An 11,224-nucleotide genomic window follows, 5' to 3' on the forward strand; every position below is an offset into this window, starting at 1 on the left:
GTGGAATGGGTGCCATGGGGAGAGGAAAGAAGATCCAGCAGGTCCGCGAGGGTGTCGCACCGCCCGAGCACTGGCGCTACGAACGCCACCTGGAGTCGCTGGCGGCAGCGCGGGGGCAGTCCGCCGAGGCGGAGGCCGCGGCCGCCGTCCTGCGCGATCCCGACCCGGTGATGGCCGAGAGCGCGGTGGTCACCCACCTGAACCGCCGGGCGGCGCGGCTGCTGGACGACGAGGCGTTCGCCGCCTGGGCCCGGGCGATGACCGCGGCGCTGGCCGGACGGGCCTTCCCCCAGCGGCGGCTGCACGAGTGGACCCTGCTCAAGGCCATCACCCGGGGCGAACCCTGGTCCGCGGCGGAGCTCACCGCGGCGTCCGACTGGTGCCAGCGCACGGCCGCCCAGAGCCTGAACTCGTCCGAGGCGCTGAACCTGCTCGCCGCGTCCGCCCGTACCCGCCGGGTCCGCAACGCCGCCGCCGAACGCCTGCGCCGCCGCACCCTGGCCCAGGCCGGGCCCTGACCGTCAGAGGCCCTTGCGCACCCGGGCCGCGCGGCGGGCCTCGGCGGCCTGCCGGGCCTCCATCGTCTTGCGGGACTCCTTCCCGCGGCCGGGCCGGCCCGGCCGGGTGCCGATCCCGCGGAAGCCGAGGTCCGAACCGGACGGCCGGCCCTTGGCGTCCGTCGGCGCGGATCCGGACAGCGGCACCCCGGACGGGGCCTTCGCGCCGGTGATCCGGCTCAGGGCCGCCTCGCCGGACCGCACCTGGGTGATGGTCGGCCGGATCCGGGCGTCCGCCATCAGGCGGACCATGTCCCGGCGCTGGTTCGGGGCGACGAGGGTGACGACCCGGCCGGACTCGCCGGCCCGCGCGGTTCGGCCGCCCCGGTGCAGGTAGTCCTTGTGGTCGGCGGGCGGGTCGACGTTGACCACGAGGTCCAGGTCGTCGATGTGGATGCCGCGCGCCGCGACGTTGGTCGCGACCAGGACGGTCACGGCCCCGGTCTTGAACTGCGCCAGGGTCCGGGTGCGCTGCGGCTGCGACTTGCCGCTGTGCAGGCCCTCCGCCCGCACGCCCATGGCCCGCAGGTGCTTCACGAACTGGTCGACGCCGTGCTTGGTGTCGAGGAACATCAGCACGCGGTTGTCGCGGGCCGCGATCTCCGTGGCCGCGGAGATCTTGTCGGCGGCGTGGATGTGCAGCACGTGGTGGTCCATCGTGCTCACCGCACCGGCCTGCGGGTCGACGGAGTGCGAGACCGGGTCCTTCAGGTACGTGCGCACCAGCTGGTCGACATTGCGGTCCAGGGTCGCCGAGAACAGCATCCGCTGTCCCGCGTGGTGCACCTGGTCGAGGATCTCGGTGACCTGCGGCATGAAGCCCATGTCGCACATCTGGTCGGCCTCGTCGAGCACGGTGATCTTCACGCGCTCCAGGTGGACGTCCCGCCGCCCGACCAGGTCGCTCAGCCGCCCGGGGGTGGCCACCACGACCTCGGCGCCGGTGCGCAGCGCGCTCACCTGCCGTCCGATGGACAGCCCGCCGACCACCGTGGCCATCCGCAGCGCCAGTGCCTCGGCGTACGGGGTCAGCGCTTCGGTCACCTGCTGCGCGAGCTCGCGGGTCGGTACGAGGACCAGCGCCAGCGGCCGCTTCGGGTCGGCCTTGCGTCCCGCCGTCCGCGCCAGCAGCGCGAGGCCGAAGGCGAGGGTCTTGCCGGAACCCGTACGGCCACGGCCCAGTACGTCCCGGCCGGCCAGCGCGTTCGGGAGCGTCGCGGCCTGGATCGGGAAGGGCTCCTTCACGTCCAGCCGGGCCAGGGTCGTCATCAGCTCGGCGGGCAGGTCCAGCTCGGAGAACGAGGTCACCGGCGCAAGCCCCGGCACCTTCGGCTCGTGCATCGTGAACTCACCCTGCGGCCCGATGCTGCGGGGTGCCTTGGCGCCGGACTTGCCGCCCGGCTTGGCACCGGCCTTCACACCGAATCGGCCATGAGCTGACGGGTTCCTCATGCAGGACCTTTCGAAGAGTGTTCGCGCAGCAGGAAACGAGGCAGCGGGAAACGAGATGGTCAACCGCCCATGGTACCAGCGGGGCCGCCGGCGCCCCTTACAGCGGCCCGGCGTCCAGTTCCCCGGACCGCACCTGCGCCAGGTGGGCGCGGACCTCGCCCGCGGCACGGCCGAACCAGTCGGCGATCACGGCGATCTCGTCGGGCGTGTAGTCGGCGAACAGGGCGCCGAGGCGGTCGTAGAACGGCTGGTACACGGCGAAGATCCGGGCGGTCGCCGCCGGGTCGGCCACGACCCGGACCCGGCGCCGGTCGGCAGGGTCGGCCTGGCGGCGGGCGTATCCGGCCCGTTCGAGGCGGTTGAGCACCCCGGTGACGGCGCCCGTGGTCAGGTTCGTCAGCTGGGCGAGGTCGCCGGCGGCGAGGGGGGTGTCCCCGGCGCCGAGGACGTGGCCCAGGCAGGTGAGGTCGGTGACGTTCAGCCCGAGCATCTGCGCCACCTCCTGCTGGGCGATGACGCCGAGGGCGACGTACTGGTCCATGCGCGAAAGCGCCTCCCCGGCCGTGGCCGCGGGGCGGGGCTTGCCCTGCACGCGAATACTCCTTAGCATCTAAGTTACTTAGCTCGTGAGATAAAAGATCCTGCTCCGAGCCTACTGCCGCACGTCCGACCAGGGAGAATCCATGAGCGCGCACGGGCACGTCGACCTCGGCCACACGGTGGCCGGCTGGACCGGTACGGGCCTGGCCCTGATCGGCTTCACGGGAGCGGGCCTCGCCGTGTGCGCGGCCTGGATCCCGGGGATCTGGATCGGCCTCGGGGTCGTCGCCGTGGCCGGCGCCGTCACCTGGCTGCTGCACCTGGCCGGCTGGGGCAAGCCCAGTGGCCCCCGCCCCGAGGCCGACTGGGACTGGCGGACCCGGGACACCGCCGCCCTTGCCGGGCACGCCGACTGCCTGGGCTGCAGGGTCGGCGGACCGCGGCGAGCCGCCGCGGCGGCCCCGCGGCCCCGATCCGCCATGCCGTTGCCGGCTGCGGACAGCAGCACATGAGCGTGTGGGTGTGGTGCTCCCCGCAATGGATCACGGTGCCGTCGCCGGGCTCCGGCCGCTGCCGGCGGGCGCACGAACAGCCCGCCCACCTCGTGCCGGGCGGCCGATCCGCCCATGTCCCGACCCTTCTCGAAGGCGCCCGGCGGACGCCCTTTCGCCCGTTCCGCGGACGAGGCGGCCAGAAGTTCGAATGCGCGGCACGCCCCGGTTGGCCGCGTCCAGCGTGTGCTGTACGGGACGGTTGGGCAGGATCGAGACGGCCGCGCGTGCGGCCCGCAGTGGAACGTTGAGAAGGATCAGCCAGATGGCAACAGGCATCGTGAAGTGGTTCAACTCGGAGAAGGGGTTCGGCTTCATTCAGCAGGACGACGGCGGGCCGGACGTGTTCGTGCACTTCTCCGCCATCGAGACCACCGGCTTCAAGTCGCTGGAAGAGAACCAGAAGGTCGAGTACAACGTCACCCAGGGCCCCAAGGGTCCTCAGGCCGAGCGGGTGGTCCCCCTCTCGTAGTACCGCTTCACGGGCCCGGCCCGTGAGCCGAGCCCCGTCGGCCCGTCCGGCGGGGCTCATCCATGCCGGGCGACGGCCGCTACACGGCCCGGTGGAGGGCCAGTAGCAGCCGCCACAGGTGGTCCGCCAGGTCGGCCGGCCCGGCGGGGACGGTGTCGTGGAGCCAGTCGGCCAGGACACCGGTGAAGGCGGCCGCGACCGCCGAGGCGACGAGATCCGGGTGCGGTGCGCCCGCGGCCGCCCGCTCGGCGCGGGCCCGCTCGCGCAGCTCCCGGTGGAGGCGGTCGCCGAGCGGGCCCCCGCCGCCCGGGAGCAGCAGCGTGCGGTGGAGCGGCGCGCGCTCGGCCGCCCCGGCCAGGAAATCCGCCAGGGCGGCCGGGGGCCGCGCGGGGGGCAGCGCCCCCGGGCCGGTCTGCCAGGCGTGCAGGGCGTCGACCGCGGCGTGCACCACATCGGCGCAGGCGTCCACGGCGAGGGCGGTGAGGTCCTCGTAGTGCAGGTAGAAGGTGGCGCGGCCGACCCCGGCCCGGCGGACCACCGCCGAGACGCTGACCTCGGCGAGCGCCCTGCCGGCGCACTCCGCGAGCAGGCTCTCGCGCAGCCGCGCCCTCGTCCTGGCGGTGCGCGGGTCCGGGGCGCGCGCGTCCGCGTCCCGGGGGCTCATGCGGCCAGGAGCGCCGCGCCGAGGGCCAGTGCGCCGGGCACGGCCTGGGCGAGGAGGATCCGCCGGTTGGCGGTCGCAGCCCCGTACACCCCGGCGACGATCACGCAGGTCAGGAAGAAGACCTGGGTGGCGAGCGAGTCGATGACCAGGGCCCACACCAGGCCCGCGGCGAGGAAGCCGTTGTAGAGGCCCTGGTTGGCGGCGAGCGTAGCGGTCAGACGGGCGGTGTCGGCGTCGAATCCGGACAGGGCGCGCCCCGGCGGCCGCTGCCACAGGAACATCTCCAGGACCAGGAAGTACGTGTGCAGGGCGGCCACGAGGCCGATCAGGATCTGAGCGACCGTGTGCACGGGCCGCCTCCACTTCTCGGGGGATGGGTGTCGGATCCCGGCCCCCGGAGGCATCCGGTACATCCCCAGGCGGGCCGCATTTCCTGGACAACTGTACAGGAAATGCGGCGCCCCAGAGGTCGTGCCCGACGCTTCAGGCCTCCCGGACGGAGATCGCCGAGACCGGGCAGGCCCGGGCGGCCTCCCGGACCAGCGGGCTCCCCGCGCCGTCCTCGCGCCCCGGGCGCAGCGCGCCGAAGCCGTCGTCGTCCTGGGTGAACACCCCGGGAGCAGTCAGCGCGCACTGGCCCGCCCCGATGCAGGCGCCCGTGTCGATGTCGATGTGCAGACGTGCGGTCGACACGGCCCTCACCACGCCACGGGCAGTTCGACCATGCCCTGGATGGTGTCGCCGGGCTTGAAGGGGATCCGGTCCGGCTCGGCCGCCAGCCGCAGCCCGGGCAGCCGCTCGAAGAGCGTGCCGAGCGCGATCTCCATCTCCGCGCGGGCCAGGTTCTGCCCGAGGCACTGGTGGATGCCGAAGCCGAAGGCCACGTGGTGCCGGGTGGGGCGGTGCCAGTCCAGCGCGTCCGGATCCGCGAAGGCGGAGTCGTCGCGGTTGATGACGGAGGTGGAGAACACCACCCCGTCGTCCGCGCGCACCGTGACCCCGCCGATCTCGATGTCCTCGGTCGCCACGCGCAGCATTCCGTCCGCGATCGACAGGAACCGCATCAGTTCCTCCACGGCCGACGAGATCAGCGCCGGGTCCGCCCGCAGCTCGGCCAGCTGCCCGGGATGGCGCAACAGGGTGAAGGTGCCGAGCGAGATCATGTTGGCGGTGGTCTCGTGCCCCGCGACCAGCAGGATCGTGGCGAGGTCGACCAGTTCCGCGACGCCGATCTCGCCGGTCTCCAGACGCTCCGCGATCAGCTCGTCGAGCAGCCCGTCCCCGGGCTCCCGGCGTTTGCGCGCGATCAGGTCGACGAGGTACGCGTCGAGCCGGAGGCGGGCGTCCTCCACATCGGCGGGTTCCGGGCCGCGCAGCAGCCGCCGGGATTCTCCCTCGAAGAACTCGTGGTCCTCGTACGGGACTCCGAGCAGGGCGCAGATCACCATCGACGGCACCGGCAGGGCGAAGGCGGACACCAGCTCCGCCCGCGGGCCCGCGGCGACCATCTCGTCGATCAGCCGGTCCACGGTCCGCTGGATGCGCGGCCGCAGGGCGGCGGTCCGCTTCAGGGTGAAGGCCGGGATCAGCATCCGGCGCTGGGTGTTGTGCTCGGGGTCGTCGAACCCGAGCAGCGCGGCCCGCCGGTTCTGGAGGCCTTGGAAGCGCCGGGTGGGCATGGGGAAGGCCGCGTTGCGGCGGTCGGTGGAGAGCCGTCCGTCGGCCAGCAGTGCACGGGCCTCGGCGAGTCCGGTGACCACCCATACCGAGCGGCCGTCGAAGAGGGTGACGCGGGACAGCGGCCGGCTGTCCCGCAGCGGTTCGTAGGCGGCCGGCGGGTGGTAGGGGCAGGTCCGGTCCTGGGGAAAGGCAACGGTCTCTGACGTGAAGGACATGAGCACCTCGCGAGCGATGGTTCCGTTGTGCCGGAGTCCATTACATGCCTGAGGCACCTATCCCACCTATGCCACTTTCGGCCAGATCACCCGAGTTCGCCCACAGGGCCCAGCCGACGGCCCCGGAGCTCACAGATGGGCGTCCAGGAAGGCCCGCAACTCCTCGCGGGTCATGGGCCCGGCCTGGCTCGCCACCGCTTCGCCGTCCTTGACCAGCACGGCCGTCGGGGCGCCGGTCACGCCGAAACGCCTGGTCGGCCCCGGGCAGCGGGTCATGTCCGTCCGCACGGCGGTGAGCCGCGTCCCGTACTCCTCGACCAGGTCGCCGACGACCGCGTCCATCGCCCGGCACGCCTCGAGGGCCTTCGGCCAGCTCCCGCAGAAGTAGGCGAGAACCGGCCCCTGTGCCATGGAGAGGACGAAGTCGAACTCCTGGTCCTCCCGTGGCTGGTGTACCCGACGTGCCATGCCTGCCGCTCCTCGCTCCCGGGCCCCCGTGACAGGGGGCGTCCCCCATCATCGCCGCTGCGGGCGGCGGCCGGTTGTCAGTGGTGCCTGTGAAGCTTGACCGCATGGACGACAGGATGCTCCGGCGCCGGGTCTACGGCGCCGACCACGAAGACCCCGACCCCGGCCCGCGCCCCGGTCACGTCTACGGCGAACTCGTGGGCGGCCCGCTGGACGGGCTCCTCCTCGACATCACCGGCTGGAGCACCCGGCAGCTCGCCGAAGAGGCCCGCCTGCCCACGGAGATAGGGCGTTACGGGGCCGGCGGCCGCGCCCACTACCGCCGCCGGGCGGCGGACCCCGGCCGCTGGGACTGGGTGGGGGACAGCCGCTGACCGGCCCGGCGGTACCGCTCCGCCCCCGGAGTCCGCGATCATGGAACTTCGACGTACGGAGGAATGGGGCCATGGGCAACCTGGAGATGAGCACCGGCGACATGCGGGAGGTGATCCGGCTGCTGACGGCGGTGGAGCGGACACCCGAACAGGAGCGTCGCCTCGCCATCGCGAGGGAGCGGTGCGCGCAGAAGGACGCCCGCCTCGCGGACGAGGGCATCGAGTGGGGCGTGCCGGTCGCGCAGGCACTGGAGGAACTGCTGGAAGGCAGCCCCGGCGCGGACATGGAGCCCGGCTACACCCACGCCTTCCAGGCCCTGGTCGCGGTGCACTTCTCCGACACCTACGACCTCGGCTACTGGCGGCGGCCGTCCTGGTTCCACACCGTCGACGAGGAGATGACCCGGCACGGGGTCCCGGCGGACCTCGCGCCCGCCGCGCTCCTGTTCGGCGGTCCCCCCATCCGGCTCCCGCATCCGGGCGACGCCGTCCCGTGGATGGGCACCTTCCCGGCCTCCCGGGCCGCCGAGGTGGTCGCCGCGTACGAGGCGGTCCTCGACCGGCTCGACCCGGAAGTCCGTGAGACGGCCCAGGTGCTGCTCGAACCCATGCGGGTCGAGGCCGAGGAGTGGGAGGAGACGAAGGAGGCGGGCCGGACCCAGGACACCGTGTTCTTCTGGCTCCACTGAGGGCGGCGGTGCCGCCAAGGGAGCTGGGCGCCACCCCGGCCGCGCTGTCCGGTACCGCACCCTTGTGCCCTCGGACGGGACCGGGGAATCTGGGGCGCCCCCACACCCGGTCGACGAAAGGTCCAGGTGCACCGGAGATGACCGCCACCAGACGCCTGACGAGGCTGCTGCCGTCCGCCGCGCTGCTCGCCGCCGCCCTCCTGCCGACGGCTCACCCGGCGTCCGCAGCCTCCTCCGCTCCCGCTGAATCCGCCGCACCCGCAGGGAAGTTACAGCTCGCGGGACCCGCCGAAACGGCGGTCCCGGACAGCTGGATCGTGGTACTGAAGGAGCCCGCCTCGGGCCCCCGCACCCTCCCCGACCTCCTGGCGAAGGCCGGCGGAGCCCGGCTCGGCCACGTGTACGCACACGCCCTCCACGGCTTTTCCGCACGCATGGACCGGGCCCGGGCGGCCGGGCTCGCCGCCGACCCCCGCGTGGCCAGGGTGCAGCAGGACACCCGGCTCACCCTCGACACCACGGCCCCGGCCGGCCCGGCGGCCGTCCAGCCCGGCGCCCCCTGGGGACTGGACCGCATCGACCAGCGCAGGCTCCCGCTCTCCACCACCTACACGCACAGGACCACCGCTCCCGGCGTGCGGGTGTACGTGATCGACACCGGACTGCGCACGACGCACACGCAGTTCGGCGGCCGCGCCTCCGTCGGCACCGACACCGTCGGCGACGGCCAGAACGGCAACGACTGCAACGGCCACGGCACCCACGTCGGCGGGATCGTCGCGGGCTCGACCTACGGCGTGGCCAAGGAGGCCCGGCTGGTCGCCGTACGCGTCCTGAACTGCCAGGGGTCCGCGACCACCTCGGGGGTGATCGCGGGCGTCGACTGGGTGACCGCGAACGCCGTCCGCCCCGCCGTCGCGAACATGAGCCTGGGAGGGGCCGCCAACACCGCCCTCGACGACGCCGTCCGCGCCTCCATCCGGGCCGGCATCACCTACACCGCCGCGGCCGGCGGCGCCGCCCGGCCCGACGGAGCCTGCGCCAACTCGCCCGCCCGGCTGCCCGAGATCATCACCGCCGGTGCGAGCGACGCCCTCGACCGGCGGGCCGCCTCCTCCAACTACGGCGGCTGCGTGTCCCTGTTCGCACCCGGCGTGGCCGTCCCCTCGGCCTGGAAGGACGGCGACACGGCCACGGCCACCCTCGGCGGCACCTCCGCGGCCACCGCCCACACGTCCGGAGCCGCCGCCCTCCACCTCGCCTTCCGGCCGGGCGACACCCCCGCCCAGGTCAAACAGGCCCTCGTGGCGAACGCGACGACCGGCGCCCTCCAGGGCAGCCCGCCGGTCGTGCCGAACAAACTCCTCTACACCCTCTACCTGCCGTAGCGCCCGGCAACGTCGAGCGGCGTCCGCTCGGGCCGGCGCGGCGCCGTCAGCGCGATGGGGCGGCGGAACCCACCCGAGCGGGCGATCTCCTGGACCGTCAGGCGCAGCGCCTCCTGGAGGTCGCCCATGGTGCGGCGGGCCGCCGGGGTGTCGACGTAGAGGGAGTTCATGTGCAGCCCGTCGGCATCACGCTGGAACCAGGAACAGGCGCCATTGGCGCGCGCCGACCACACGTGGGTCGAGGGCCGCCACTCGTCGTGGCGCTCGGCACCCCGGCACTTGCGCATGTCGATGTACGAGAAGAAGTTCACCGGGTACGGCCAGGAGCGGGCGGCGAACTCCTCGGGGGCGAGCAGCTCCCAGGCCCGTACGAACGGCACGTCGATGTGCCCGATCATCTCGCCGAACCCGGCCCGGACCCCCGCCATCACCTGCGCGAAGTCCCGGCCGGGGGAGGCGTCGAACTCGATCGGCATGGTGTTCACGAACCAGCCCACCGAATCCCCCCAGCCCTCCCGGCCGCGCTCGCTCACCGGCATGAAACCCCGGTAGACGCCCGGACCGCCGGCCTCGCGCAGGCAGACGGCGACGGAGGCGAGCACCCCCATGAAGGGCTTGCCGCCGACCGTCATACAGGTCTTCTCGAAGATCTCGGTCTCGGCGGCGTCCAGCAGCGTGGAGGCCTCGTTGACGATCGGGTACATCCGGTCCGGCTCCACCCCGAGGTCGAGCGGGAAGCGGGGGAAGAACTCGCCGCCGCGCGCGATGAACTCCTTCCAGTAGTCCAGGCGTTCGTCGCGGGCGTCGATGGACAGGTAGCGGCGGCGCTGCTCGTCGGCGAAGTCGAGGTAGCTGGGGGCCACCGGCGGCAGTCCGGACTCCTCACCGCGGCACAGGGCCTCGTACGCGGTCAGCACCTCGTGGACGACGACCGGCATCGACATGCCGTCGCACACGATGTGGTCGAAGGCGAGGTAGACCGTCGCGGAGTCCTCGCGCAGCACCGCGCCCATGACGAACAGAGGCCAGGACAGCGTGTCGATGCTCCGGGTGAACCGCTCGACGAGGAAGTCACCCAGCGCCGCGGAGGTGCCGAACGTGCCCACCGTCTCGGCATCGAGGGCGAGTTCGGCCGGGTCGAAGGGCGCACAGGCCAGCTCCCCGGCCAGCCGGCGGAACGCGCACCTCAGCACCTCGTGCCGCTGCACGAAGACCAGCAGGGCCCGGGACAGGGCCGGTTCGTCCAGGCGCCCGGCCACCTCGAAGGTGACCGCGATCCACGACGCGACGGGGTCGTCGGCGGCCCGGCTCTCCTCGGCGACGGTGAAGTGCTTCTCCTGGTTGAAGGAGGCCCTCCTGCCCGGCTCGTCATCGGGGCCGCAGGCCTCCGCGGCCGTGGACCTCAGCCGCCACTCGACCACCCGGCCGGGTTCCAGGTGAAGCATCTCCAGAGGAAACTGCCGCATTCCGTTCATCCCTTCGCCCCCGAGACAACCCCGAGGCCCTAACGACCCCCGGGCCGCGAAGGTGACGGAACGGGCCTGCGGTGTGCCTCAGCCCGCGTCCCCCTCGGAGTCGTCGCGGCGCACCTCGATGTGGTCGGCGGCGAGGTCGACGGCCACGCGCTGCTCCATGCCCAGGGCCTCCAGGAACTTCTGCGGCAGCTGGACGCGGCCGGTGCGGTCCAGCATCACGTACTCGCGCTCGCTCACCGACTGCGCACCGTGTTCGTCGGTCACCGTGCGGCGCAGCACCTCGCTGCTGGTGCGGCCGTCGCGGATGGCCACCGTACGGCGGACCTCTCCGGCAACGAGCGGATCGTGGGTCACGATGACCACGGTGGCGCCCAGCTCCCGGTTCACCGTGCGGAAGGCCTCGAAGATCGCGGCTGCGGTCTCGGAGTCCAGCTCGCCGGTGGGTTCGTCGGCGAGGAGGACCGCGGGGTCGTTGGCCATGGCCACGGCGATGGCCACGCGCTGCTGCTGGCCCCCGGACAGCTCGGCCGGCCGGCGGCCGGCGAGATCGGAGATCTCCAGGGCCTCGAGGAGCTCTCCGACGCGGGCGGCCCGGCGCCGGGGCGCGCCCCCGGCGGGGGCGGCCCCCCGCCGGCAGGGGGGGGGGGTGGTGTGTGGGGGGCGGAGGTCAGGGCAGACGGTGCGGGGCGGGGTGTGGCC

At 73.3% G+C, this 11,224-nt stretch carries 15 protein-coding genes; 6 read left to right on the forward strand and 9 right to left on the reverse strand.

The genetic code is table 11. The features are described from left to right. Positions 1–14 precede the first annotated feature (14 nt). Positions 15–518, forward strand: coding sequence for a hypothetical protein (locus AB0D44_RS05545; RefSeq protein ID WP_362584772.1), 504 nt, complete (start codon positions 15–17; stop codon positions 516–518). Between the two features lie 3 nt (positions 519–521). Here AB0D44_RS05545 and AB0D44_RS05550 read toward each other — a convergent pair whose 3' ends face one another. Then, positions 522–1,898 carry a DEAD/DEAH box helicase gene (locus AB0D44_RS05550; protein ID WP_362584892.1) on the reverse strand — a complete coding sequence of 459 codons (1,377 nt, stop codon included), beginning with the start codon at positions 1,896–1,898 and terminating at the stop codon, positions 522–524. Between the two features lie 208 nt (positions 1,899–2,106). Then, the gene (locus tag AB0D44_RS05555) at positions 2,107–2,601 is read right to left on the reverse strand and encodes a MarR family transcriptional regulator (protein ID WP_362584775.1); all 495 of its coding nucleotides are present in this window, start codon (positions 2,599–2,601) and stop codon (positions 2,107–2,109) included. 91 nt (positions 2,602–2,692) lie between these two features. On the opposite strand from AB0D44_RS05555, the gene AB0D44_RS05560 reads away from it, so the two are divergent. Together AB0D44_RS05560 and AB0D44_RS05565 are read left to right on the forward strand one after the other, a co-directional pair. Further along, positions 2,693–3,061 (forward strand): HGxxPAAW family protein, encoded by a 369-nt coding sequence (locus tag AB0D44_RS05560; protein ID WP_362584778.1) that lies wholly within the window; start codon positions 2,693–2,695, stop codon positions 3,059–3,061. Positions 3,062–3,365: 304 nt separating this feature from the next. Continuing rightward, positions 3,366–3,572 (forward strand): cold-shock protein, encoded by a 207-nt coding sequence (locus AB0D44_RS05565; protein WP_069918825.1) that lies wholly within the window; start codon positions 3,366–3,368, stop codon positions 3,570–3,572. Between the two features lie 79 nt (positions 3,573–3,651). Here AB0D44_RS05565 and AB0D44_RS05570 read toward each other — a convergent pair whose 3' ends face one another. The 5 genes from AB0D44_RS05570 to AB0D44_RS05590 all read right to left on the reverse strand — a co-directional run bounded on the left by AB0D44_RS05570 (position 3,652) and on the right by AB0D44_RS05590 (position 6,599). Further along, positions 3,652–4,236, reverse strand: a complete 585-nt coding sequence (locus AB0D44_RS05570; RefSeq protein ID WP_362584780.1) for a TetR/AcrR family transcriptional regulator — start codon at positions 4,234–4,236, stop codon at positions 3,652–3,654. Next, positions 4,233–4,586, reverse strand: coding sequence for a DUF1304 domain-containing protein (locus tag AB0D44_RS05575; RefSeq protein WP_362584784.1), 354 nt, complete (start codon positions 4,584–4,586; stop codon positions 4,233–4,235). The genes AB0D44_RS05570 and AB0D44_RS05575 overlap by 4 nt, the downstream gene beginning before the upstream one ends. Positions 4,587–4,719: 133 nt before the next feature. Continuing rightward, positions 4,720–4,914, reverse strand: coding sequence for a ferredoxin (locus tag AB0D44_RS05580; RefSeq protein WP_362584895.1), 195 nt, complete (start codon positions 4,912–4,914; stop codon positions 4,720–4,722). Between the two features lie 20 nt (positions 4,915–4,934). Continuing rightward, positions 4,935–6,131, reverse strand: a complete 1,197-nt coding sequence (locus tag AB0D44_RS05585; RefSeq protein ID WP_362584787.1) for a cytochrome P450 — start codon at positions 6,129–6,131, stop codon at positions 4,935–4,937. 129 nt (positions 6,132–6,260) lie between these two features. Then, a complete protein-coding gene (locus AB0D44_RS05590; RefSeq protein WP_362584790.1) occupies positions 6,261–6,599 on the reverse strand; it encodes a thioredoxin domain-containing protein in 339 nt (112 codons plus the stop codon). Between the two features lie 104 nt (positions 6,600–6,703). Between AB0D44_RS05590 and AB0D44_RS05595 the strand changes: the two genes are divergently transcribed. The 3 genes from AB0D44_RS05595 (at position 6,704) to AB0D44_RS05605 (ending at position 9,050) form a co-directional block, all read left to right on the forward strand. Further along, a complete protein-coding gene (locus AB0D44_RS05595) occupies positions 6,704–6,973 on the forward strand; it encodes a hypothetical protein (protein WP_215149985.1) in 270 nt (89 codons plus the stop codon). A 71-nt stretch (positions 6,974–7,044) separates the two neighbouring features. Further along, positions 7,045–7,662 carry a hypothetical protein gene (locus tag AB0D44_RS05600; RefSeq protein ID WP_362584793.1) on the forward strand — a complete coding sequence of 206 codons (618 nt, stop codon included), beginning with the start codon at positions 7,045–7,047 and terminating at the stop codon, positions 7,660–7,662. A 137-nt stretch (positions 7,663–7,799) separates the two neighbouring features. Further along, a complete protein-coding gene (locus AB0D44_RS05605) occupies positions 7,800–9,050 on the forward strand; it encodes a S8 family peptidase (protein WP_362584796.1) in 1,251 nt (416 codons plus the stop codon). On the opposite strand, the gene AB0D44_RS05610 is transcribed toward AB0D44_RS05605, so the two are convergent. After that, complete coding sequence (locus tag AB0D44_RS05610) at positions 9,038–10,516, reverse strand: condensation domain-containing protein (protein WP_362584799.1); 1,479 nt, start codon at positions 10,514–10,516, stop codon at positions 9,038–9,040. The two genes, AB0D44_RS05605 and AB0D44_RS05610, sit on opposite strands and share 13 nt — an antisense overlap. 87 nt (positions 10,517–10,603) lie before the next feature. After that, on the reverse strand, positions 10,604–11,224 hold a 621-nt coding region (locus AB0D44_RS05615), incomplete at its 5' end, for an ATP-binding cassette domain-containing protein (RefSeq protein ID WP_362584802.1).

It is taken from the genome of Streptomyces sp. NPDC048349 (genome assembly GCF_040651925.1).
In the GTDB taxonomy this organism is placed as follows: domain Bacteria; phylum Actinomycetota; class Actinomycetes; order Streptomycetales; family Streptomycetaceae; genus Streptomyces.